Raw genomic sequence first — 26044 nt, forward strand, 5'->3', positions numbered from 1 at the left:
CAAATATACATGATTATTGGTAAAAAAGAGAGGTAGATGTGAGATAATCTTTCTGATTGTGTTATTTTTGCCTCTTGTTAGTAGAGATAGTTATAAAATTATGATACGTATATTACATACTGCCGACTGGCATTTGGGACAAACCTTTTTTGGATATGATCGTACGGGAGAACATGAGGTATTCCTGAATTGGCTGGCAGAAGAAATTCGTCAGAAAGAGATTGATGCATTGATTATAGCCGGAGATGTTTTTGATGTTTCCAACCCTTCCGCTGCATCCCAAAGCATGTATTATCAGTTTATTTATCGGGTGACTGTGGAGAATCCGAATCTGCAAATTGTCATTGTAGCCGGCAATCATGATTCGGCTGCACGTCTGGAAGCTCCTTTGCCTCTGTTGCAGGCTATGCGAACGGAAGTCAGAGGGGTAGTGCGCAAGCTTGAAGGTGGAGAAATTGATTATGACCATTTGATGGTAGAATTGAAGAACCGGAAAGGGGAAGTGGAACTGCTTTGCATGGCTGTCCCTTTTTTGCGCCAGGGGGATTATCCGGTTGTGCAGACGGAAGGTAACCCGTACGCGGAGGGAGTTCGCGAACTCTATACGCAACTTTTGCAAAGGCTATGGAAGCAAAGAACGGTGAATCAGGCGATTCTTGCCATTGGTCATTTGCAGGCTACAGGATCGGAGATTGCAGAAAAAGATTATAGTGAACGTACAGTGATTGGTGGTCTGGAATGTGTATCGCCGGAAGTTTTTTCCGAACAGATAGCATATACGGCATTGGGACATATACATAAAGCGCAGCGAGTGTCGGGAAGGGAGAATGTGAGATATGCAGGAAGTCCCATTCCGATGTCTTTTGCAGAGAAACATTATCATCATGGAGTCGTGATGGTGACCTTTGACGGAGGTTGTGCAGTGGACATTGAACGGTTGGAATGCCCGAAATTAATTCCTTTGGTGAGTGTGCCGAATGGAGAGCCCGCCTTGCCGGAAGTGGTGTTGGGAGCCTTGAGAGAATTGCCGGACACGGAAGAAATAGCTCCTTATTTAGAAGTGAAGGTATTGCTGGAGGAACCGGAACCCATGCTTCGGCAGGAGATTGAGGAGGCATTGGCAGATAAAAATTATCGATTGGCACGCATTGTGTCTACCTATCGCACCGATGTAGAAAATACGGAGAAAGAAAATGAGAGCTGGAAGAGAGGATTGCAGGAGATGTCTCCCTTGCAGATTGCGCAGTCTGCCTTTGAAAAGATTTATCAGGTAGAAATGCCTGCCGAGCTGACAGGTTTGTTTCAGGAAGCCTATTGGGCTGCTACTCATAAAGAAGAGGAGGAAGAAAAATGAAAATACTGGCTATACGATTGAAGAATCTGACTTCGATAGAAGGGACGGTAGAAGTGGATTTTACGGCAGAACCATTACATTCTGCAGGTATATTTGCCATTGCAGGACCTACGGGTGCCGGTAAGTCTACTTTACTAGACGCTTTATGTCTGGCACTGTATGATAAAGCTCCCCGTTTCGCAACTTCGGTAGAAAGTGTGAACCTGGCAGATGTAGGAGACAATCAGATTAATCAGTCCGATGTAAGAAATCTATTGCGTCGGGGGACAAGCGACGGCTATGCAGAAGTCGATTTCTTAGGCATTGACGGACGGCGTTACCGTTCTCGCTGGTCGGTAAGGCGGACAAGAAATAAGATAAGCGGTTCTTTGCAGCCACAAACGCTGGAGGTGAAAGAACTAGATACGGAGAAAGAATTCCAGGGTACCAAAAAAGAGTTGTTGATTCAGTTGGTGGAGCTGGTGGGGTTGACGTATGAGCAGTTTACCCGTACCGTATTATTGGCGCAGAATGATTTTGCGACATTCCTGAAATCGAAAGGAGCGGCTAAAGCGGAGTTGCTTGAGAAGTTGACGGGGACCGGTGTTTATTCCCGGATTTCTCAAGAAGTCTATGCTCGGAATAAGGTGGCACAGGAAGAGGTCACTTTGATTCAGAATCGAATGAATGTGATCGAATTGATGCCGGAAGAAGAATTGCTTGCTTTACAAAAAGAGAAAGAACAGTTGGCTGAAAAACGTGTGACAGGAATCAAACTGTTGGCAGAGCAGAATGAACAACTGAATGTGGTTCGTTCATTAAAAATGCAGGAAGAACTCTGGAAGAAGAAGCAACAGGAAGAACAGGCGGAGCAGGCAAGATTGAAAGTGTTGCAGGGCGCATTGGCTTCACAAGAAGAAGGCTTGGTGCATTTTAAGGCACAATGGGAGGCCATACAGCCGGACTTGAAGAAAGCCCGTCAGCTGGATGTGCAGATACAGTCACAGCAGGACAGTTACACACAATCGAAACAAATGTTACAGACCGCTAATAAACAGGTGTCGGAGCAAGAGCAAAAAATGCGGATGGCTACGGAGCAGTTACAGGTTTCTCATTCTTCTCTGAACCGTTTGCTGAATCATGTAGGAATAGAAGCAGCGTTGCAGCTTGAACAGGTGGAAGAAATTCTACGGCAGGAAGAAAACAAACTGACAGCCGGGATAAACACGAATGAAGAACGGTTGTTGCGATTAAACTCTTTCGGATATCCGTTATTGGCCGAAGAACAGATGAAACTGCAAAAAGAGCTGACGCGCCAACAGAATATCCGGCAATTGACGGAAACGCAGACGAAAACAAAGGCAGAAGTAGAACGGTTGGAGAAAGAAACAACTGATTGCCTGAAACAATTGAGAGAGCAAGAAGCCGCATTGAAAGTAACTCAACGCCTTTACGAAAATGCACGTATGGCAGTAGGAAAAGACGTGAAAGCATTGCGTCAGCACTTACAGGAAGGGGAGGCCTGTCCGGTTTGCGGTAGCACAGCGCATCCTTATCATCAGGAACAGGAGGTGGTAGATACTCTTTTCCGGAGTATAGAACAGGAGTATAATGCAGCAGTAGCAAACTGCCAACAGATAAATAACCGGAGCATTGTTTTGCAACGTGATTGGACGCATCAGAAGACGGTGGACGGACAGATCGGAGAACAGTTGGCGGCATTGTATAAGGCTGGGATTGATGCTGGTAACGAAGAGCAGATACAACATCGTTTGGCAGAACTGGCTGAACGTATTTTAGAATATCGTAATCTATATACAGAATGGCAGTGCAGCGATGAAAAAATTAAAAAGATGCGTGCGCATTGTGAAGCTCTTCGTGAGAATGTATCTCTCTGTCGCCTGGCGATGCAGAAAGTATCGTCTGCTAAAGAACAGTTGTTATTATTGCAGAATGCTGCTTCTGCCGAACAAAAGAGATTTGCAGTTATAGAGAAAGCGTTGGATGTGCTCCGTCAGGAACGTTCGCAACTGTTGAAAGGAAAAAGTGCGGATGAAGCGGAAGCTGCCGTAGCAAAAAGAGAAAAAGAGTTGAATCTGGCTTTGGAGAAAGCACGCAAAGAAGTAGAGGCTGTGCACAACCGGCTTTCCGGTCTGCAAGGAGAGATGAAGCAAATTACGCTGGCTATCGGAGAGTTGCAGGAACAGTATAAAAAGATTGATTCTCCCGAACAACTTCCCGAAATAATAAAGAAACAACAGGAGGAAAACCTGAATACCGAACGTGCCCTTTCTACTATGGAAGCCTGTCTTTTACAACAGGCAAAGAATAAGCTAACCGTGGAACAGATAGCGAAGGAACTGGTAGAGAAACAGACGATTGCCGAACGTTGGGCGAAACTTAATAAACTGATAGGCAGTGCGGATGGAGCGAAATTTAAAGTGATAGCTCAAAGTTACACCTTAAATTTGTTGTTGCTTCATGCCAATAAGCATTTATCCTACCTTTCTAAACGCTATAAGCTACAACAGGTTCCCGACACGTTGGCGCTTCAAGTAATAGATTGTGATATGTGTGATGAAATACGGACTGTGTACTCTCTTTCCGGTGGTGAATCATTCCTGATATCTTTGGCGTTGGCTTTGGGCTTGTCTTCCTTATCAAGCAATAATCTGAAAGTAGAATCTCTTTTTATTGATGAAGGATTCGGTTCTTTGGATGCGGAAAGCCTACGTACGGCCATGGAAGCACTGGAACAATTACAGATGCAGGGACGGAAAATCGGAGTTATTTCTCACGTACAGGAGATGAGTGAACGAATTTCCGTTCAGGTGCAAGTGCATAAGAAAGTGAATGGAAAGAGTGTGCTTACCGTTATAGGGTAAGCACATCCATTATCTCCTTTTACATTAATTCGTTCAATTCGCTTAAATTCTTTTTTATTTCGTGGATGCGATTTAAGAACTTCTTGCGATAAATCCATAAAATCAATCCTAGTCCTCCGCCCCATAACAGGATAAAGAAGACTATCATGCCTATTCCATATTGCCACACTTGCCAGTAGATAAATGAGAGTACAGCCAGTATCAGAAGGAAAGCAATAGCAATCAGCCGTTCTCTGATGGTCCACCGGTGGATACGGTTCACGCGACCGATTACCTCAACCAGAGGCATCTCGTCTATTTGGGTCCGTTGGAGGAAGCGGGTGGTGACGATGTCCCAGCAAAGTGCGGGAATCCATGCGAAAATGATAATGATATAGATCGGGTTCAATCTGTTGTGTAATAACACCTCCGCTAAAAATAAGATCAATATCGGCAAAGAAATCAAAATAAGCTTGATGTTCAGGCTGGCAATGGCATGGATACTTTTGTCTGCATGCCTTATCAGCTTTTCAAGCTCTTCTTCTTTGATGAACTCTTTATCTTTCAAGTGTTCATCCAGGGCATTCCAAGATTTTTTCAGTTCTTCCAGTTCCATATATCTTATTCCTCCTTTTTCATTCTTTTAAGTTTGTCTTTGATGCGACTTAGTTTGGTCGCTACATTGGTAACCGTCAGTCCGGTAATCTCTGCTATTTCTTCATAACTTTTGTCTTCGAGATAGAGCAGGATAATTGATTTGTCGAGTTGTCCCAGCTGGTTAATCATCTGATAAAGCTGTTTCAGCATTTCGTTGATCGGGTCGTGTGCTTCTATGGTCCAGTCAGTATCTTTGGTGAGACTGACTATTTCCGGCACATTCTTTTCTTTACGATAAAAACTGATACAAGTGTTGAGGGCAATACGATAAATCCATGTAGATACTTTACATTCTTTTCTGAATTTGGGATAAGCTTTCCAAAGATTCAGTACCACATCCTGATAAAGGTCATTGAGCGGAGCATTGGGGTTGGCGTACAGATAGCACACTTTGTAGATCACCCGTTCATATTCGCGGATTACCGACAAGAACTCTTGCTCAATAGGAGGATTAGCTTCTGCTGTTTGTTCTCTCATGGAATCTATGCTTGCTTTTCTGGTTAGTTAGTCGTGAGAAAAGGAGAAAAATCACAGGAGAATAATGATTATTGAAGATTCGCTGCCAGAAATTTGCGCATTTCTTCGATGCTTTTTCCCCGGCGGCGGGTATAATCTTCGAGTTGGTCCTCTCCAATCTTTCCGACAGAGAAGTATTCGGAAGCCGGATGCGAAAACATAAGTCCGCAAACAGAAGCGTGCGGATACATGGCTCCGTTTTCAGTCAATGAAATACCTATTTGTTTCATGTCCAGCAGTTCATCCAACAGGAAGTTGACAGACTGATCCGGTAAAGACGGGTAGCCGACGGCAGGGCGAATACCTTGATACTTCTCGACCAGTAAATCCGCTATGCCCAGATTTTCTTCTTTGGCATATCCCCATGCTTCTTTTCGTACATACTCATGCATCTTTTCTGTCGCAGCTTCTGCCAGTCGGTCGGAAAGGGTTTGTACAAGCAAGTGTTTATATGGGTCCTGTTCGTACAGTCCTTCCATGTCCGCGTCAATAGAAGAAGCAAAAGCACCGATGGTGTCCGGGATGCCGGAAGAAAGCGGGCGGATAAAGTCGCTTAGACAAAGGAAAGGACTTCCATCTCTTTTGGGCGTCTGCTGACGCAGCAAAGGAAAGGTGATGAACTGGTCTTCTTCTTTCTCAATAACCAGATTATCTCCGTCAGCGTTCGCCTTGCAGAGCTTAAATATAGTCTTTACCTCATAATCCCGATCGAGCAGATCAAGCATCCGGTTGGCTTCTTTAAATAGCTGCATCGCTTCGGAAGCCTTGTTACGTTCTTCTTCCGGAAAAGTTGTCAGCCACGAAGCACGGCAGACGTCACATCCGTGAATGTTGGCAATGGCTGCGAAACGCGGTTGGAAACCCCATGCATGGAAAAAGTAAATCCAGTTGATATATGGGGTAACTGTATGTATTTTATAAGATAGAATCATAAATTATCATTTATCGTTCGAAGAACAATTCTTGTCCGCGATAAGTCTCGTCTATTTCTCCGTTGTTATATAACAGATGTCCGTTTGCAAATGTTTTCTCTACCTTCCAGTTGAATGTATGACCTTCCAGCGGGCTCCATTTGCATTTGCTTAAGATGCAGTCTGTGGTAACGGTCCATTCGGAGTCGGGACGTACCAATACAAGGTCAGCTTGATAGCCCTTGCGGATGAATCCTCTGTTTGGTATCTCATACATCTGCGCGGGAGCATGAGCCATTTTTTCTACCACTTTCTCGATGGTAAACGCTCCTTTGTCTGCCAACTCCAACATACTGACCAGCGAGAACTGAATCATCGGCATTCCGGACATCGCCTTTAATGCACCTCCTTCTTTCTCACTAAGTAAGTGTGGGGCATGATCGGTTGCGATGGCATCAATCAGACCGCTGTTGACAGCCTCTTGCAAGGCTTTCCGGTCTTGTGCAGTTTTAATGGCAGGGTTACATTTAATGCGGGCACCCAATGTCTGATAATATTCTTCCGTAAAGAGTAGATGAGAAACGCAGGCTTCTGCTGTAATTCTTTTTTGTGCCAAAGGAGCATTGGAAAACAGACTCAACTCTTTAGCGGTGGAAATATGCATGATGTGCAGACGGGCATTTGCTTCACGTGCCAGTTGCACTGCCAGTTCGGATGAACGATAGCAAGCTTCTTCCGAACGGAGGAGCGGATGAAGAGCCAAAGGTACATCGTCTCCGTATTCTTTCTTATATTTGTCCGTATTTTCTTTGATAATTCCCTGGTCTTCGCAATGGGCGGCGATGAGCAGATCAGTTCCACCGAATATATTACGTAAGCTGGCCATCCGGTCTACCAGCATATTGCCGGTGCTTGACCCCATAAATAACTTTACGCCACAAACCCGATGTTTATCCAGTTGTGCAAATTGGGTATAGTTATTATTCGTTGCTCCGAAATAGCAGGAATAATTGACAGCTGATTTCTCCTCTAATAGAGCGAATTTCTCTTCCAAAGCCTCCAGTGTCGTAGTCTGCGGGTTTGTATTGGGCATATCCATGATGGAAGTGACCCCCCCTGCTGCTGCGGCATGGCTTTCTGTGGTAATATCAGCTTTATGAGTCAGTCCGGGATCGCGGAAATGAACATGTTCGTCAATGGCACCCGGCAGGAGATAACACCCGCTCGCGTCAATAACTTCGTTACAAGGGGCAGCTGCTTTTTCTTCACCCACCAGTATTTCGGCTATCTTTTCATTTTCAATGACTACTGAACCCAGTACTTTTCTTCCTTCGTTAACAATAACGGCATTTTGAATTAGTGTACGTTTCATGACTTTTGCGGGAATTTATGGAACCAACTATTTATTTTTAATTTAATCACACCAAATATGGCCTCTCCAAAGATGCTGCTATTCATCTTGGAAGTCCCTAGCTCACGATTAATGAAGATTACGGGAACCTCGATGATTTTAAAACCACATTTGTAAGCGGTGAATTTCATTTCAATCTGAAAAGCATAACCCTTAAAACGGATATGATCCAAATCAATCATTTCCAGCACCTGACGACGGTAGCAGACAAATCCGGCAGTCGTGTCGTGTACGGGTATTCCTGTGATGAACCGCACATATTTGGAAGCGAAGTACGACATCAATACCCTTCCCATCGGCCAGTTCACTACATTTACTCCGCTGATGTAGCGGGAGCCGATAGATACATCTCCACCCTGTTCCGAACAAGCTTGATACAAACGGGGTAAATCGTTCGGATTATGACTGAAGTCGGCGTCCATTTCAAAGATATACTCGTATGCGTGTTCCAGTGCCCATTTAAATCCGGTAATATAGGCAGTGCCCAATCCCAGTTTCCCTTTACGTTCAATCATAAAAAGCCGTTCGGGAAATTCTTGTTGCAAGGTTTTTACGATGGTTGCCGTTCCATCCGGAGAGCCGTCTTCTATTACCAGAATATGGAATACTTTGGGAAGGCCGAAAACGGCACGGATGATATTTTCTATGTTTTCCCGTTCATTATAGGTAGGGATAATTACAATGCTATCCGATGTCTGCATATAAATACTATAAAATTTAAAACAAAAGTAGTTCTTTTCCTTTAGTTATAGCTGAACTAAGGAAAATTTAACGTGAAGAGCCGAATGTAATCTTTTGTTTCCCGGTGTGAAATGGTTTGTTCCTCGGTGTGAAACAAGTTGTTTCTCGGTGTGGAACACATTGTTTCTCGGTGAGAAACTTTTGGGGGATGAAAACTTTCCCACACTTGTGTCTGTCCTGCGATTCTTTTTTGTAATTTTGCGGGGAAATTTTATAAGTATGACAATAACTGAATTGCAACAACAATATGCTGCCCACCCCAATATGGCAGTAATAAAGCGTTTGTTGAAGGACACTTCTGTTCAGACTGTTTTTTGTGGAGGACTGTGCGCATCCGCCGCTTCTCTTTTTTCTTCTGTATTGGTACAAGAGGGTGGTTGTCCGTTTGTCTTTATTTTAGGTGATCTTGAAGAAGCCGGATATTTTTATCATGACTTGACGCAGATATTGGGTACGGAAAAGGTGTTATTCTTTCCATCTTCATTCCGTCGCTCTATTAAATATGGACAAAAAGACGCGGCCAATGAGATTCTGCGCACCGAAGTACTTAGCCGCTTGCAAAAAGGGGAGGAGGGACTATGTATCGTTACGTACCCGGATGCATTGGCAGAGAAAGTGGTGTCCCGAAAGGAATTGAGCGATAAAACCCTGAAACTGAATGTAGGGGAGAAAGTGGATACCACTTTTATCACTGATGTGTTGCATAGTTATGGCTTCGAATACGTAGATTATGTATATGAACCGGGGCAATACGCTGTTCGCGGTAGCATTATCGACGTTTTTTCTTTTGCTTCGGAATATCCTTATCGTATTGATTTCTTTGGTGATGAAGTAGAAAGTATCCGTACCTTTGAAGTAGAGTCCCAATTATCCCGCGAGAAGAAAAGTGGAGTGTCTATTGTTCCTGATTTAGCAGTGACGGGAGACGTGACAACTTCCTTTCTGGATTTTATCCCGAAAGATACTACTCTGGCAATGCGCGATTTTCTTTGGTTGCGTGAACGAATTCAGGTGGTGCATGATGAGGCGTTGACTCCTCAGGCAATAGCTGTCCAGGAAGCCGCAGAAAATGGAGGCATTACATTAGAAGGAAAACTGATAGACGGCAGTGAATTCACTGTACGGGCACTCGATTTCCGCCGATTGGAATTTGGTAACAAACCGACCGGAACACCGAATGCCAGTGTTACTTTCAATACATCTGCCCAACCCATCTTTCATAAGAATTTCGATTTGGTAGCTTCTTCTTTCAAAGATTATTTGGAAAAGGGTTATTCGCTATATATCTGTAGTGACAGTATGAAGCAGACGGATCGTATCAAGGCTATTTTTGAAGATCGGGGCGATCAAATTAATTTTACTCCCGTAGAGCGTACCATACATGACGGATTTGTAGATAACACACTACGGCTCTGTATTTTCACAGATCATCAGTTGTTTGACCGTTTTCATAAATATAATCTGAAAAGTGATAAAGCCCGTTCGGGAAAAGTAGCACTGTCTTTAAAAGAATTGAACCAGTTTACTCCGGGGGATTATGTGGTACATACCGATCATGGTATCGGGCGTTTTTCCGGTTTGGTGCGTATACCGAATGGCGATACTACGCAGGAGGTTTTGAAACTGGTGTTTCAGAATGAAGATGTAGTGTTCGTCTCCATTCATTCCCTGCATAAAGTTTCTAAATATAAAGGTAAGGAGGGAGAGGCTCCCCGGCTTAATAAATTAGGTACAGGGGCATGGGAGAAACTGAAAGAACGTACGAAGAGCAAAATCAAGGATATTGCCCGCGATTTGATTAAATTGTATTCGCAGCGTCGTCAGGAAAAAGGCTTCTCTTATAGTCCCGATAGTTTCTTGCAGCGTGAGTTGGAAGCATCTTTTATTTATGAAGATACACCGGATCAGAGTAAGGCGACGATCGATGTCAAAGCAGATATGGAAAGTGACCGCCCGATGGACCGTCTGGTCTGTGGAGATGTAGGATTTGGAAAAACAGAGGTTGCGGTCCGTGCCGCTTTCAAGGCTGTTACTGATAATAAACAAGTAGCTGTTCTGGTTCCGACAACGGTGCTTGCTTACCAGCATTTCCAAACATTCCGCGAACGACTGAAAGGACTGCCATGCCGGGTGGAATATTTAAGTCGCGCACGTACTGCCGCACAAACCAAAGCTGTATTGAAAGGACTGAAGGATGGAGATGTCGGTATTCTGATAGGTACCCACCGTATCTTAGGCAAGGATGTTCAGTTTAAAGACTTGGGACTGCTGATTGTTGACGAAGAGCAGAAATTCGGAGTTTCCGTAAAAGAAAAGCTGCGTCAATTGAAAGTGAATGTAGATACACTCACAATGACAGCTACTCCGATTCCCCGTACCCTTCAATTCTCGTTGATGGGCGCGCGTGACTTGAGCGTGATTTCCACTCCGCCGCCTAACCGCTATCCGATTCAGACCGAAGTGCATACTTTTAATGAAGAAGTGATAACGGATGCTATCAATTTTGAGATGAGCCGCAACGGGCAGGTCTTTTTTGTTAATAACCGGATTGCGAACTTGCCAGAACTGAAAGCAATGATCGAACGCCATATTCCGGATTGCCGTGTAGCGATCGGACACGGGCAGATGGAGCCGACAGAGCTGGAGAAAATTATTCTGGATTTTGTCAACTATGACTATGATGTGCTCTTGGCAACCACAATCATCGAAAGTGGTATCGATATTCCGAATGCAAATACCATCATTATCAATCAGGCGCAAAACTTTGGTTTGAGTGATCTCCATCAGATGCGTGGACGAGTAGGGCGGAGTAACAAGAAAGCATTCTGTTATCTGCTGGCTCCTCCGTTGAGTAGTCTGACAGCCGAAGGAAGACGACGTCTTCAAGCGATTGAGAACTTTAGTGATTTGGGAAGTGGTATTCATATTGCCATGCAAGATTTGGACATTCGTGGAGCTGGAAATTTGCTCGGAGCCGAGCAAAGTGGCTTTGTTGCTGATTTGGGGTATGAGACTTACCAGAAGATTCTGACTGAAGCTGTCCATGAGTTGAAAACAGATGAATTTGCGGAACTGTATGCCGATGAGATAAAGGGTGAAGGACAAATTAGTGGAGAAGAATTTGTAGACGAGTGCCAGGTAGAAAGTGATCTCGAACTTTTATTGCCGGCCAACTACGTAACCGGCAGTAGTGAGCGTATGTTGCTCTATCGTGAACTGGATGGACTGACATTGGATAAGGATGTGGAGGCTTTCCGCTCTCGCTTGGAAGACCGTTTCGGTCCGGTTCCCCGGGAAACGGAAGAACTACTCCGCATTGTTCCTCTACGTCGTTTGTCAGCTCGTTTGGGGGCAGAGAAGATTTTCCTGAAAGGCGGGCGAATGACCTTGTTCTTTGTTTCCAATCCGGATAGTCCGTTCTATCAAAGCAAGGCTTTTGGTAAAGTGATAGACTATATGATGAAGTATACCCGGCGCTGTGATCTGCGTGAGCAGAATGGTAGACGAAGTATGTTGATTAAAGATGTTACTAATGTGGAGACGGCAGTCAGTGTGTTGCAGGAGATTGTGGCGTTGCCGGTGAAAGATTGACACAGAACGAATTAGAAGAAATAATTGGCTTTACAACTTCTTTGTTCCTGTTTTATATAAACTAATAGATAAGCCAGGAATGAGAACAAGAGATGAATAATGTTATGGGAGTGCATGATATAATAGCTCATCATTATTTTAATATAGATGCAGAGGACATTTTTTGAGATAATACGCGATGAACTATCCCCTCTTTTAGTTACAATTCGTTACTTCATTCAAGAGTTGAGAGGATAGTTCTTTATAAGTGTAGTATATTTGCTTTCAAAGTAGAGTTAGCGTTTTCCGTATAATTTGTCTATCAAATCAGAACGTCCGATACGTCTCAATTCATTGATGATATTTCTCCTTTCATCCGGTTTATACCAGAAGAAGAACTGCCGCTGGGCGAGTTTCTCCCGTTGAGTTTTAGCACTGAATATCGGTTCTAACGTGTATGGGTGAAATCCGGTATACCAGGCTTCGGTAGCCACTGTCATCGGAGTAGGAGTGAAGTCCTGCACCTGTTCCAGATGGAAATCCAGACGTTTAGTGATAACGGCAAGTTCCGCCATATCTTCTTCTTTACATCCGGGATGCGAGGAGATGAAATACGGAATCAGTTGTTGACGTAGATTCTCTTCCCGGTTGATACGGTCGAATATCCTCTTGAATGTTTCAAATTGTTCAAAAGAAGGTTTGCGCATCACAGCTAATACCCGGTCACTGGTATGCTCCGGAGCTACTTTCAGCCGACCGCTCACATGATTGACAATCAATTCACGGGTATACTCGGCAGTGCTTCGGTTGATTGCTTCATCTTTACTTCGATGAAGTAACAGGTCATAGCGTACTCCGCTACCGATAAACGATTTTTTTATTCCGGGCAAGGCATCTACTGCACGGTAAATATCCAGTAGGGGGCGATGGTCGGTATTTAGATTCGGGCAAACTTTCGGATGGATACATGACGGTCGTTTGCACTTCTTGCAAATAGCTTCATCTTTCCCTTTCATCTGATACATATTAGCGGAAGGGCCACCTAAATCACTTAAATATCCTTTGAAATCGGGTAACTGGATGACCTCTTTTACCTCTTTCAGTATTGACTCTTTGCTACGGCTGACAATAAACTTTCCCTGGTGAGCGGAAATGGTGCAGAAGGCACAACCGCCGAAACATCCCCGGTGAATATTGATGGAAAACTTAATCATGTCATAAGCCGGAATCCGTTTCCCTTTATATTTAGGATGAGGCAACCGGGTATATGGCAAATCAAACGAATGATCAAGATCTTCCTGGCTCATCGGAGGATATGGAGGATTGACTACTACTATCTTGTTTCCGACAGCTTGCGTGATTCGGGAAGCCGAATATTTGTTGGATTCTTCTTCGATATGTCGGAAATTGCTTGCCTGTTTCTTTTTATCTGCCAGACATTCTTCGTGCGAATAAAGTTGAAGGTCATCTTCGGCAGAGGTCCATTCTGTTGCACGACAAAGATAGGCTGTTTGAGGAACTGATCCGATGATTGTTCTGAATTTGCTGCTTGTCAGTACTGGCTCTTCAGCAGTAAGCAGACTTTTCATGTTTTTTACCAGGTCTGGAAGTGGCTTTTCTCCCATTCCGTAAATGAGCAAGTCGGCACCGCTGTCGCACAAAATGCTCTTTTGCACTTTGTCCTGCCAATAATCGTAATGACTTAATCGTCTTAAACTAGCTTCGATCCCTCCGATGACTACGGGAACATCCGGGTAAAGTTTCTTTAATATCTGGCTATAAACCGTAGAAGGATATTCCGGACGCATATCCGGACGACCGTCTGGGGTGTATGCATCTTCGCTGCGCAATCGTTTGTTGGCAGTGTATTTATTTACCATCGAATCCATACATCCGCCGGAGATACCGAAGAATAGCCGTGGACGTCCCAACTTTTTGAAGTCACGCAGGTCATCGCGCCAGTTAGGTTGGGGCACGATGGCTATTTTCAAACCTTCCGCTTCAAGAATGCGTCCGATAACGGCAGCACCAAAAGAAGGATGATCCACATAGGCATCAGCACTGAATAGAATGACATCCAATTCATTCCATCCGCGAAGTTCTACTTCTTTCTTGGTAGTGGGTAACCAGTCGGTCAATCGATATTCTTTCATGCTGCAAAGATACGGATAATAAAAAACATCCCAATGATTTTTTTATTCATTGAGATGTTTAACTTCAATCATTAGGATGTTTTACTTCAATCATTGGGGTGTTTTTTAAACTTCCCATTGATTGTGAACTGTAATGTCATTTGTTCTCCGTCATAGATTTCACGAAAGCCGATACCTTGCTCGGACAGATATTCCTTTAAGTCCTGAAACGCGTCAGCGTGGTTCATGATAATCTCTATCGTTTCACCCGGAGAAGCACTGCACATTGCTTTTATTGCAGGAATCAGCGGACTGTATGCTGTTATTCCGCAGGTATCTACCGTAATCATTATTCTTCCTCTTCCACTTCCGTGTTGGAAAGCCAGGTAAGATAGAGTTTGATGAGCTGTTGCAGACCGAATGCCTTCATATTATTGTGATAAATCACGTCGATACAAAGGTCCAGCAAGTCTTTACTGTCTTCTTCCTGACTGGCGATGAGGGAGCGGATATTAAGTTTCAACTTATCCAGAACTGCTTCATCTACAATACCGGTACTGTCGATAAGGTGGCGGAACAGAGCATATTTTTCAATCGTTCTCAAGTTTTCATTAGATACTTCTATGCTGCGTGTACCGCTGGGATTTGCTTGTATAGTATACATCGTTTTTTAGTTTTAAAGGTTATTATAGTAGCAAAGATAGAATTTAAAATGAGAAACGGATTAAAAAAAAGGATATTTTTTATTTTTGAGTAAAGAATCCCAAAATGCCTGCCATAATGGTTGCCCGATCCGCTTCCGACTGGATGCTTTCGAAAGGAAAGCCCAATACGAAAGTACGGTAGTTCCCTTTGTAAGCGATGCCTGCGCTCTGATTGCCGGGTGCATATGTAAATACAGGGAAAGCAGTATCTACGGGAACGATGCAATCTGCAGTAGGAACCGCATAAGTATTTTCATTGGGCAGACGTGGAATTGTGATTGTGCGCCCCAATCCCTTAATCTGATTTGCACTTTTATCCGTCAGGCTACTTTGATAGCCATATTTCAGTATCTTCTCTGTAAACTCCCTGTTTCCTTGTGTGCCGCTCATATCGCTTCCTACATAAGCACCGCTGACAAACAGATTACCTCCCGACTGACAATAACTGGTCATAATTCGTTGCATAGCCGAGGAGAATGTCTTGTAGTACGCTTTATTCGCGGGGTCTTCTTTTTCCAGTCCCAGGATATAATCTACCACCGGATAATCTTCTAACGTGACCAATCCGTTTTCTACCGCTTCGTCACTACATGACACAAAACTATATTTGCCGGCGGCCTGAATAGCTTTTCCATGAATAAAAGGATAATCGAACGTGTTTCCTGCTATTTTCATTCCTTCTAATTCGTTTCCGCTATGTCCCAAGCTGCCTTTTCCTTCTTTTCCGGCTTGTGTACGGTCGAAGCCTGTTTGTGCTCCGCAAAACGAAATGTTTGATATATACGGAACTCCGGGATCTTGTGTTAAATCGAAACCAGCTCTATCAGAAGTGTTGACGACTGCCGGACCGCTGATTCTGTCAAAGCCATTGATGATGATTACTTTTTCCCGTTCACGTTTGGCTTTATACGCCGAAAGGATTTCGGAAGGAAAACTTTCCCCTCCCCGGTTTACGGCGGTCACTTTGAATGAATAAACGAGTCCCGGTTCTATTTTAACGGTGTGAGACGTTTTGCTGACTAAGGTTCCATTGTCAAAGCCTCCATAACCAATGCGTGTGTATACAATATATTCTCGTGGACGTGCAGTTGGTTCTTGCGGATCATCTTCGCCTTTCCAGGAAAGTTCCAGCGTATTCTTTTTCTTTCCGAATTGAATGGCGAAATTGCTGACTGGTAGAGGTTGAACTATATATTCTTTATTGTGTTGGCTGGTAATGAACTGCAAAATGCCTTTATAAATGGCACGTCCCACTGTAAACTTGAAGTTCGGATCATGTCCTAACTGCATATCTGCGAAGTTCTGATGGGAAAGCAGTTCAATAATTGTAGAAGGTGTAGCCGGGAGACGCGTTTCGCTGTAATTCCGGTTCCACATGCTGCGGCGTGTCCAAGGGATGCTGTAACTTGAGTAAATATCTTTCTGAATCTGTGTAAGCAGAATATCGGTTAAATCACGTGATGCATACCGGTCTGTTCCTGCATTCAGTTTTCCATTATTGAAATCGGTGGTATAGATACCGAGCGATCCGATAAGCTCATCAGTTTTGCTGCATCCGGCATCACTGTGCAATGCCATTGTCATTTCCAAAGGTACGCCTAAACCCGATTGTTGCGGGTTGTAGACAGAACTGCCCGACAAATAGTTGATAGCGTTGGAGCGTGTGTTGATGTCGTCTGTATAGTCGTTTTCACCTTTACGTCCTGCATATACTTCGTATGGCATTCCCGCCCATTGCGCAGAGTAGCGTGCTCCTTCCAGGTAACGGGGCAGCCCGCTGATTCTTCCTCCACGGGCAATGTTCCCCATTCCACCTCCAAAACGTACTGCATCGGCGCATACAACTCCATGTTCGCTACTCTCGTTGCTAAGTACCACCATGCCGTAGTCGTTGTTCCCTTTATCGAATTCAAACGTTCCGAGGTAAACCCAGGTGCCTCCACCTATTTTCTGATTAACTTTAAATTCGGTTACTCCTCCGTTATGGAATACCAGATATTTGGCATCGCTTACACTGTTGGGAAGTGTCTGATAGGAAACATAAACAGCATACTTGCCTGTTGCCGGTAGAGTAGGTACCCATTCGGCAAATACCTGGTCTTTATTCTTCTTTTTCTTTCTTTCGGTTGGAATGAAACGACAGGTTCCGTCAGTGAAAGGATTTTCTCCTTCTTTATAGATCGTTTTCTTTTGAGCAAATCCTCTTACCGGGGCATTTGTCCAATTAGTTTTTTTGCTACCCACTTCCAGATAAAGGGAAGCGTTGGGAGTGTCATTATCTACAATGATCTCATTCTTTTGCGTATCCCGTTCACGGGGAGTATAGACAATCGCTCCTGCATTTTCCAACATGGGAATCACATAAGGAAGGACGAAAGATTGAGTGAACATATCTTCCGTGGTGCAGAATAGTCGAGGGCGTTGCCATCCCCATTCGTTTTTATCATTTTTGAAATAGTTGCCGTGGCTTTGCCAGATTGCGATGTGACGGTCTTGCAGTCCGCGTGAAATTTCATTGGGGCGTGAAATGTTTTTCACCCAGGGAGCCCCTTTATAGTCTATATTCAAAGATAACCGCTCCTTATCCTTTTTCTTATTCCGGTAGAAATTAGGTACCAAATCTTCAATAGGTTTCCCATCCGCATAAATGGTGAGCTGGTAATAATGAACAGGGCCCGGAAGCAGTTCTTTAACTTGATTATAAATGTTTTCTACATTTTCCGGACGGAAAGGCTGATAGGCGAAACTCTCCGATACATAGATTGTAATCGTCTTGCGATCATAATTTATATCGAAACTGTTCAGTTTAGGAGTGCTGATTTGGGCTGTTGAGGTATATTTGTTAAAGTAATCCGTCAGCCGTTCTTTTACATTTCTTTCAATATCTTGAGCGAAAAGAAAATTAGCACTTACAGTAAGGCATAGAAGAAACACTATTATCTTTTTCATTATTCAATGCTTTTGTTTTCATTTTCACCACAGAGGAAAGGAGGACACAGAGGCTAAATCCATGAAGCGATATGAAAATGGTTGTTCATAATAACTCTGTATCCTCCTTTCCTCTGTGGTGAATTCTCCCGCAAAAATAATGAAAAAAGAGCGAGAAGTATCGAAACTTCCCACTCTTCTTTCATTGTTTTATATTCTCTTAATTAAGAATATTATTCTTATAAAGGAACGTATTCTACAAATGCTTCCATTGCTTCGTAAGAAGCCAGTCCTAACTTATCATACAAAGTAGCTGTACCACGGTTACGGTCTTCGCTACGTTGCCAGAACAAACGTTCGTCATTACCCAGGAACGGAGCGCTTTCCATCTGCGACTGATGTTTCAGGATAGAGTTACGTTTTGCACGAAGTTCTTCCGGACTAATAGGCACTGCCATTTCAATATTTTCGATTTCCCATTCAGCCCACGCACCACGATACATCCAGATACGACAGTCTTTCAGCCATTTGGCACCTTCTTCTTTTTCAAGATCGACAGCTGCGAATACGGCGTCTGTACATACACGATGTGTTCCGTGCGGGTCGGCCAAGTCACCTGCAACGAAAATTTGATGAGGTTTCACTTCACGAAGCAAGTTACGTACGATTTCCACGTCTGCTTCACTGATCGGGTTTTTCTGAATCTTACCTGTTTCATAGAACGGCAAGTCTAGGAAGTGGCATCGTTCCAATGGTATATTGTTATAAGTGCAGGCCGTACGGGCTTCACCACGACGAATCAGCCCTTTGATAGTCAGAATGTCACGACTGTCCATATCACCATCTTTCTTCTCTTTCAAGAAATTACGTATTTCTGCATATTTCTCATTGATAACCTGGTCTGCACTGTTATTGAAGAGCTGGTTGAATCCGTTGATGAAATGCATGAAGCGAACTACTTCTTCGTCGCCAACGGCGATATTGCCGGAAGTTTCGTAAGCTACGTGTACTTCATGTTTCTGTTCCACCAAACGACGAAGCGTACCACCCATAGAAATAACATCGTCATCCGGATGCGGAGAGAAGATGATTACACGTTTCGGATACGGTTTTGCACGTTCCGGACGGTAAGTGTCATCTGCATTAGGTTTGCCACCCGGCCATCCGGTAATGGTGTGCTGTAAATCATTGAAGATTTTGATGTTTACATTGTATGCAGAGCCGTAAAGTGCCAGAAGTTCACTCAACCCATTTTCGTTATAATCTTTATTTGTCAACTTCAGAATCGGTTTGCCGGTCAACTGACACAGCCAAACAATGGCGCTACGAATTAATTTATCATTCCATTCGCAAGAAGTTACCAGCCACGGACGTTGGATACGTGTTAAGTTCATAGCTGCTGAAAGATCAAGAGCTACATGCGCGTTGTTGTGAGTTTGCAGATAAGAAGCCGGAATAGTGTCAGTGATCGCACCTTCCACACATTCTTTAATCATAGCTGCTTTGTTTTCTCCCCATGCAAGCAGATAAACCTTCTTTGCACCAAGGATAGTGGATACACCCATTGTAATAGAACTGATCGGTGTATTATCCAGCGTTCCGAAAATCTTGGATGCTTCGTTGCGTGAGGCATTATCCAACAAAATCAGGCGAGTGGTAGAATTCAGTCGGGAACCCGGTTCGTTGAACGCGATGTTACCTACACGGCCAATACCCAACAAGGCAATATCAATACCTCCGAAGCTTTCGATGCGTTGTTCGTACAGACGACAATATTCGAAGATGGTATCTTTGGCAATGCTTCCGTCGGGAGTGAATATATTCTGTTTGTCAATATCGATATGGTCCAACAACATACTCTTCAAAGCGTTGAAGTTACTGTTGATTGCATCGGGAGCCAACGGATAATATTCATACATGTTAAATACGATCACATTGCGGAAGCTAAGCCCTTCTTCCTTATGCATGCGGATGAGTTCGGTATATACGTGGCTGGGCGAATCACCTCCGGGGAGTGCCAATACGCAGAAGCGTCCTGCTTTTTGTTTTTCGCGGATGGTTTGTGCTATTTCGCGAGCAATATAGTTAGCACCTTCTTCTACGGATTCGTAGATGTCCGTAGGGATTTTTTCGAGTCTTGTCAAGACTGATTTTTCAAATGCATTCTCCGGTCTGTAGTATCTGGGGGAGACCCGGTGGAGACTGATTTGAGAACTAAGATTTGTTTTCATAAAGTTGTTAATTAAGTTATGTAAGATTAGCGTCCTTACGACTGTATTTTCACGACAAAGATACAAAAGAAGTCTATATAATTAACTACCGAGTTCTAGGTATTGTTGCTACATGAATCTGTTTTTAACATTTGTTATTTGGCAAATGTTATAGATGGAATTCGTCTGCATCTTTCCATACCGGGAACTTCTCTCTGAATTGGGTGAGAGCTGTCAGATTTAGACTGACTGTCGTTATTCCTTCCTTTTCATCTGGGAATGAGCCGATTTCTTCTCCGAAGGCGGAATAGACTTTACTTCCTCCATTATATGCAAGCTGGTATCCGTCTATACCTACTCTGTTGACACCGCATACATAGCATTGATTTTCTAAAGCGCGTGCCCGGAGTAGAGTATCCCAAGCCAGCCGGCGAGGGATAGGCCAGTTGGCTACATATATTAAAAGGTCGTACTCGTTGTCTATGTTTCGGCTCCATACAGGGAAACGAAGGTCATAGCAAACCAACAGGCAGATATTCCATCCATGATAGGGAATGATGACTCGTTTATCACCGGCCGAAAAATGTTCGGTTTCCCGTCCCATACGAAACAGATGTCGTTTGTCATAATAGAACTCTTCTCCTTCCGGCGTCAGGAAGAACGCACGGTTATAAAACTGCTCGTTTTCTGTTGCTATATAGCTTCCGCAAATGGCTAGCTGGAATTTGGCAGCCCATTGTTTGAGCGTTGTAATTGTTTCTCCGGAATTTGGCTCTGCCAGTATTTTACTCTGCATACTGAATCCGGTAGAAAACATCTCCGGTAAAACAACAATCTCCGTTATTCCACGAAGACTTTGCAGCTTTTCGTGGAGCAAACGGAGATTTGCTTGTTTATTTTCCCAAACAATATCGGTTTGTATGATAGAAATACGGATAGACTCCATAATAATTAAGTATTAGGTTTTAAGTATTAAGTATTATACCATGCGGTCAAAATATGTTGGAAGCAACGATTAATACTTAATACTTGATACTTAATAATTGAACTTAAAGTTCTCCAAGAGCAAAATTCTCCGGATGTTTTCCTTTGAAATCCTTGAAATAAAGTTTGATTTCTCTCATGTCCTTATTAATATCTCCTGACGGCATGATAGCTTTCGTTGCCGAAATCGTTTTCTTGCTGTAATCAATACCAATCAAAACGATCGGAACCTGGGCCTTCAAGGCTATAAAATAAAAGCCTTTTTTCCAGTTTGGATTCGCTTTACGGGTTCCTTCGGGAGTGATAGCCAAATTAAACTTTTTATATTCGGCAAATTTATGAACCATCTGATCTACTAGCGAAGTTTTTCGACTGCGGTCAACGGGAATTCCGCCAACTGCTTTGAAAAAAACTCCAAGTGGAAAGAAAAACCATTCTTTTTTCATCATGAAACTTGTCTTACGGCCTATAGCGCCATAAAATAGTTTTCCAATAAATAAATCAAGGTTTGTTGTGTGTGGAGCGGCACATATCACGCATTTATCATAATTAGGCACCGTAACGTTTGTCTTCCACCCTAACAGGCGGTAATAGATAAAGCTATAAATTGCTTTTTTCATTCTGTTGTTAGTTCAATTTCCCTATAGCTTCAATAATCTCGTTAACCTTTGCATTAAAATCAGCACGGAATTTCTTATAAAAACCTTTCACGTTGCCCGGTTCTGTGTGGCTGATGCGAGTAACAAATTCATCCTGCATCTTCAGTACCTCTGCCATCAGTTCATCTGCTTTCACCTTGTCTGTGCCAGGGATGAACATACTGTTGATTAAACACTCGGTGAATAATTCTCCTGCGATATAGTTTACATTCTTTTTGAGTTCTCTTCTACTTGCCATAATCTTTACATTTAATGGTGAATAATAAAAAATACTTGCGGTAAAGATAGGTACTTTCTTTGATTCTAGCGAATAATACAGGGAAAAACATTATTCAGGCCTTCATCTTCTTAACTCTATTCCTTCATTTAAATAATTTTGCAGGCTATTATTGATGGAATAACAGGTTCGATTGTCATCATCCTGAATACTATTTATGTGATTTACTTGTTACATCTGATATTTTAAAATATATAGAATAATGTGGTGAAATAGTTCATTTCTGCACCGTTTTGAATAAATATTAGATGCATCGGAATTTTATTTACTCTAGTAACAAAGAAAAAACGCTTAGTAATAGAGTTCTATCTGACACCCGGGTCTCAATGGTACTGACACCCGGGTGTTGGCATACCTGAGACCCGGGTGTCATAGATGCTGAGACCCGGGTCTCAGATAGATTGTTTATACAGTGGAGAAAAATCTAAACTATATTATTTAATTTCTTTCCGTGCGGATCAGTTTATTTCGCACCGATTTGACTAGAAATAATAACCTAAATTCACAAAGCAACTTCCTTTGTCCGTCTGATTGGAATACCCCAACGATATTTCCAATGGTCCGAAGATACTGTCCATTCCATAGCCTGCACTGATACCGAATAATTGTTTGCCTTTCAATATATCGAAGAAATTACTATCCGTCAGCCCGTAATTACCCGTCAGCGTGAGATAATGAATGGCTCCCATGCGTTGTCTGAACTTAATAGACGCAATCATAATGGTGTTATCCATCAGTTCCAGATTGGTAACCCCGGCAAACGGTAATTGCTGTGGAATATAGAAACCGGGTACGTCACCGCCAATGGCATTTTGCAGCGGATAAGGAAAATCTCTTCCGATCAGGATACGTCCATAAATGGAAGGAATGACGGAGAAACGGCGGGTCACAGGGATGACACTTGCCCATGAAGCATTCAATGCTGAAAATGGAGCATGGTCATTGTATTGTGCCATGTTATCCGTATAGAGCGAATAGGTGGCTCTGAAGTCACTTCCTTTAGAAGGGAAGCGTCCTTTATCATAGGTATTATATTGCACTTGGGCAAAATAACTTAGAAAATGTTCCGATTCCACTTTCAGGTCGGAGATTTCAGGTTTCTTGAACAGGAAATCCTTGTACTTGTAATATTCGAAACGCAGACCGAGTCCGAAGCGGAAATTCTTGTACCATACATCGGAAAAACCGAATTCTGCCAGATGATATTTATACGTTGTATTATAAGCACGGTCACCTTCCTCGTAAATGTTGATATCGTTGTATTGGAACATATACGAAAAGTTGAAATTACGTTGCTGCATGGGTTCCAGCGTATAATCTATGCGGGCAGCATATCGTTTACCCAATCGACCGGTAAGAGCCAGGCGGGAAGGAATATGAGTTTTGAGATCCGCCGTTGCATTCACTAGCAAAGACGCGATTTCTTCCGAATCGAAACGGATGCCCAGATTGATTCTTCTTTCATATTTTTCCTGCAACAGGAAGTTGAGGTGATAACCTTCAGGAGTCTCTTTCAACGTATAGCTGGCACTGGAATAAGATTGGCTGCCGCGTAATTGATACAAGGCCTGTTCTATTTGTTGAGTGGTAATATCGCTGTTTTCTTGCAGATTACATTTCTTCATCAGCCATTTTTTATCATCCACCTCTACACCGGAAAATGAGATGTCCGTCACATAAACCGTACGTGCATTGGAAAGAGAAGAATAAGGGCCATGTTGCTTCGGCGTATAATCTTCGGCTATTCCTATCTTCTTTTTCAAGGCAAGCAACGAATTCCATTGTTCTTTAGCCGCTTCTTCGCCTCTTCGCATCAGAGTGTCGATGGCAGCCGGGGTAAAACTGGCGGATGAATATCCCTCCACATTGACGCGGATATAAGTGTCTGTGAGGTCTACATTTTTTTCATGGTTAGACTGACAGGTGATGTCTACAATCTGTCCCAGAATATCGGGGACGCTGTTGAGCTTGTCAGCCTTCTTCAGAGCATTCTGCACGTCTACTCCGATAATAATATCGGCTCCCATGGCTTTCACGACATCTGCCGGATAGTTGTTAACAATGCCACCGTCCACTAATACCATGCTGTCTTGCCGTACCGGAGTAAATACACCCGGAATAGCCATACTGGCACGCATAGCGGTAGAGAGTATTCCGTCATGGAATACAATTTGCTCTCCATTGACAATATTGGCCGCTACACAGGCAAAAGGAATGGGAAGTTTATTGAAATTGATAGAGTCATGATACCCTACAGTGAGGTCTGAAAATAGGTTAGCCAGATTTTGCCCTTTCATGAGTCCTCCGGTAGCAGCATCTTTGGGAGTTTTGGTGAAAGGGATAGAGACTGTGTATTTTTCAGACCGCTCACGATCAGTCAATGACATGGCACTTCGTTTGATACGGTCGCTCAACAGGAATGTCCAATCTTGTTTCCGTACCATGCTGTCCAATTGTTCCGTAGTATACCCGATGGCATAAAGACCACCTACGATAGCTCCCATACTGGTGCCGGCTATATAGTCGATAGGAATACCGGCTTCCTCAATTACTTTCAGTGCTTTGATGTGTGCCATTCCTTTGGCACCGCCGCCGCTTAGAACGATACCCACCTTTTTCCTTTGCTCTTGAGAATGCAGGGAAAAAGGCAATAATAAGCCAATTGATAAAACTAATGTTGAAAAGATTTGTTTTTTCATTAGGATATGGTCTAGTGTTGATGTTTAATATAATACAAATGTAGAGCATAATTTGTTTAGTTGTTGAAATGGAAACTAAAAAAAATGTTCCAAAAGTCGGAAATGTGGATAATTTCTACACAATACAGTGGATTTCCACACTTTCCACAAAAAGAGGAAAAATGTAATGCTTTGATTGTAAGAGAATAATGTGTGTGGCGCATTTTTGGTATATGAGTTGCATAATAGAGTATAGAACAAACATAAGTTAAATTAAATAATTAAGATTCGATATGAGATTATTCTTTTCGAAACATGAGTTGAGACTGAGGAGAAAGAGAAACATTGCTGCTATTATATGTGTGGTAGTTGTATTGGGTGCGTATTGGATGTTGACCCGCCCTCAGAAGGCTGCGCCGGAAATGCCGACAGTTATTGTTGAACCGGTAGTGAAAGACGACGTAGAGATATACGGGGAATATGTGGGACGTATTCGTGCTCAACAGTTTGTCGAAGTACGTGCCCGTGTGGAAGGCTATCTGGAAAATATGCTTTTTGCCGAAGGTACATATGTCAATAAGAATCAGGTTTTGTTTGTAATCAATCAGGATCAGTATCGTGCCAAAGCAGATAAAGCCAGAGCGCAATTGAAAAAAGACCAAGCGCAGGCTTTGAAAGCAGAACGTGATTTAAAGCGTATCCGTCCGTTGTTTGAGCAGAACGCTGCTAGCCAGTTGGACTTGGATAATGCGGAAGCAGCTTATGAAAGTGCCGAGGCAACAGTAGCCATGAGTGAGGCGGACTTGGCACAGGCTGAACTGGAATTGGGGTATACCATTGTCCGGTCGCCCTTATCGGGACACATTAGTGAAAGAAATGTGGACTTGGGTACGTTAGTAGGACCCGGAGGAAAATCATTGCTTGCTACTATTGTGAAGAGTGATACAGTGTTGGTGGATTTCAGTATGACAGCACTCGATTATCTGAAGAGTAAAGAAAGAAACATTAATTTGGGACAGCAGGATTCCACCCGTTCCTGGCAGCCGAATATTACCATTACATTGGCAGATAATACCGTCTATCCATTCAAAGGATATGTGGATTTTGCCGAACCGCAGGTTGATCCTCAAACCGGAACTTTCTCTGTACGTGCAGAAATGCCGAATCCGAAACAAGTATTGTTGCCGGGACAATTTACAAAGGTAAAATTATTACTGGATGTTCGTGAAGGTGCACTTGTTGTTCCGATGAAAGCCGTAACCATCGAAAAGGGGGGAGCTTATATTTATACCATGCGCAAAGATAATACGGTAGAGAAACGTTTTATCGAGTTAGGACCGGAAGTCGGGAATAATGTGGTGGTAGAAAGAGGACTGGCAGAAGGAGAAATGGTGGTTGTAGAAGGGTTCCATAAGTTGACTCCGGGCATGAAAGTACGTTTTGGTGATAACGCAAAAGGAGAATAAACA

18 protein-coding genes are annotated in these 26044 nt (G+C 43.2%); 4 read left to right on the forward strand and 14 right to left on the reverse strand.

All coding sequences use genetic code 11. The features are described 5' to 3' along the window. The first annotated feature begins 100 nt into the window (after positions 1 to 100). A complete protein-coding gene (locus tag GD631_RS12735) occupies positions 101 to 1354 on the forward strand; it encodes an exonuclease SbcCD subunit D (protein WP_143257333.1) in 1254 nt (417 codons plus the stop codon). Further along, a complete protein-coding gene (locus GD631_RS12740) occupies positions 1351 to 4218 on the forward strand; it encodes an SbcC/MukB-like Walker B domain-containing protein (RefSeq protein ID WP_143257334.1) in 2868 nt (955 codons plus the stop codon). The genes GD631_RS12735 and GD631_RS12740 overlap by 4 nt, the downstream gene beginning before the upstream one ends. A 19-nt stretch (positions 4219 to 4237) precedes the next feature. Here GD631_RS12740 and GD631_RS22180 read toward each other — a convergent pair whose 3' ends face one another. The 5 genes from GD631_RS22180 to GD631_RS12765 all read right to left on the reverse strand — a co-directional run bounded on the left by GD631_RS22180 (position 4238) and on the right by GD631_RS12765 (position 8393). Further along, the gene (locus tag GD631_RS22180; protein WP_229067545.1) at positions 4238 to 4813 is read right to left on the reverse strand and encodes a hypothetical protein; all 576 of its coding nucleotides are present in this window, start codon (positions 4811 to 4813) and stop codon (positions 4238 to 4240) included. A gap of 5 nt (positions 4814 to 4818) precedes the next feature. Then, entirely contained in the window at positions 4819 to 5331 is a 513-nt protein-coding gene (locus tag GD631_RS12750; protein ID WP_143257335.1) for an RNA polymerase sigma factor, read from the reverse strand. Positions 5332 to 5399: 68 nt separating this feature from the next. Further along, a complete protein-coding gene (locus GD631_RS12755; RefSeq protein WP_143257336.1) occupies positions 5400 to 6302 on the reverse strand; it encodes a vitamin B12 dependent-methionine synthase activation domain-containing protein in 903 nt (300 codons plus the stop codon). A 10-nt stretch (positions 6303 to 6312) separates the two neighbouring features. Then, positions 6313 to 7653 (reverse strand): dihydroorotase, encoded by a 1341-nt coding sequence (locus GD631_RS12760; protein ID WP_143257337.1) that lies wholly within the window; start codon positions 7651 to 7653, stop codon positions 6313 to 6315. Next, positions 7650 to 8393, reverse strand: coding sequence for a polyprenol monophosphomannose synthase (locus GD631_RS12765; protein WP_143257338.1), 744 nt, complete (start codon positions 8391 to 8393; stop codon positions 7650 to 7652). Before GD631_RS12765 ends, GD631_RS12760 begins: the two co-directional genes overlap by 4 nt. Positions 8394 to 8652: 259 nt before the next feature. Here GD631_RS12765 and mfd point away from each other — a divergent pair, with 259 nt between their 5' ends. After that, entirely contained in the window at positions 8653 to 12024 is a 3372-nt protein-coding gene (gene mfd, locus GD631_RS12770; RefSeq protein ID WP_143257339.1) for a transcription-repair coupling factor, read from the forward strand. Positions 12025 to 12299: 275 nt separating this feature from the next. Here mfd and GD631_RS12775 read toward each other — a convergent pair whose 3' ends face one another. The 9 genes from GD631_RS12775 to GD631_RS12815 form a co-directional block, all read right to left on the reverse strand. Beyond that, positions 12300 to 14156, reverse strand: coding sequence for a YgiQ family radical SAM protein (locus GD631_RS12775; RefSeq protein ID WP_143257340.1), 1857 nt, complete (start codon positions 14154 to 14156; stop codon positions 12300 to 12302). 86 nt (positions 14157 to 14242) lie between these two features. Continuing rightward, positions 14243 to 14485 (reverse strand): sulfurtransferase TusA family protein, encoded by a 243-nt coding sequence (locus GD631_RS12780; RefSeq protein WP_143257341.1) that lies wholly within the window; start codon positions 14483 to 14485, stop codon positions 14243 to 14245. After that, entirely contained in the window at positions 14485 to 14799 is a 315-nt protein-coding gene (locus GD631_RS12785) for a DUF8442 family protein (RefSeq protein ID WP_143257342.1), read from the reverse strand. The genes GD631_RS12780 and GD631_RS12785 overlap by 1 nt, the downstream gene beginning before the upstream one ends. A 79-nt stretch (positions 14800 to 14878) precedes the next feature. Next, positions 14879 to 17788 carry a golvesin C-terminal-like domain-containing protein gene (locus GD631_RS12790; protein WP_143257343.1) on the reverse strand — a complete coding sequence of 970 codons (2910 nt, stop codon included), beginning with the start codon at positions 17786 to 17788 and terminating at the stop codon, positions 14879 to 14881. Between the two features lie 218 nt (positions 17789 to 18006). Further along, the gene (locus GD631_RS12795) at positions 18007 to 19998 is read right to left on the reverse strand and encodes a glucosamine-6-phosphate deaminase (RefSeq protein ID WP_004312593.1); all 1992 of its coding nucleotides are present in this window, start codon (positions 19996 to 19998) and stop codon (positions 18007 to 18009) included. Between the two features lie 148 nt (positions 19999 to 20146). Further along, positions 20147 to 20923 (reverse strand): amidohydrolase, encoded by a 777-nt coding sequence (locus tag GD631_RS12800; RefSeq protein WP_143257344.1) that lies wholly within the window; start codon positions 20921 to 20923, stop codon positions 20147 to 20149. 103 nt (positions 20924 to 21026) lie between these two features. Then, the gene (locus GD631_RS12805; protein ID WP_143257345.1) at positions 21027 to 21581 is read right to left on the reverse strand and encodes a 1-acyl-sn-glycerol-3-phosphate acyltransferase; all 555 of its coding nucleotides are present in this window, start codon (positions 21579 to 21581) and stop codon (positions 21027 to 21029) included. Between the two features lie 7 nt (positions 21582 to 21588). Further along, on the reverse strand, positions 21589 to 21858 hold the full coding sequence (locus tag GD631_RS12810; RefSeq protein WP_004306027.1) for a hypothetical protein: 270 nt from the start codon (positions 21856 to 21858) through the stop codon (positions 21589 to 21591). A 521-nt stretch (positions 21859 to 22379) separates the two neighbouring features. Further along, entirely contained in the window at positions 22380 to 24596 is a 2217-nt protein-coding gene (locus GD631_RS12815; RefSeq protein ID WP_143257346.1) for a patatin-like phospholipase family protein, read from the reverse strand. Positions 24597 to 24868: 272 nt separating this feature from the next. On the opposite strand from GD631_RS12815, the gene GD631_RS12820 reads away from it, so the two are divergent. After that, positions 24869 to 26041 carry an efflux RND transporter periplasmic adaptor subunit gene (locus GD631_RS12820; protein ID WP_143257347.1) on the forward strand — a complete coding sequence of 391 codons (1173 nt, stop codon included), beginning with the start codon at positions 24869 to 24871 and terminating at the stop codon, positions 26039 to 26041. Positions 26042 to 26044 lie beyond the last annotated feature (3 nt).

The sequence above is a fragment of the Bacteroides luhongzhouii genome (assembly GCF_009193295.2).
Lineage (GTDB): Bacteria > Bacteroidota > Bacteroidia > Bacteroidales > Bacteroidaceae > Bacteroides > Bacteroides luhongzhouii.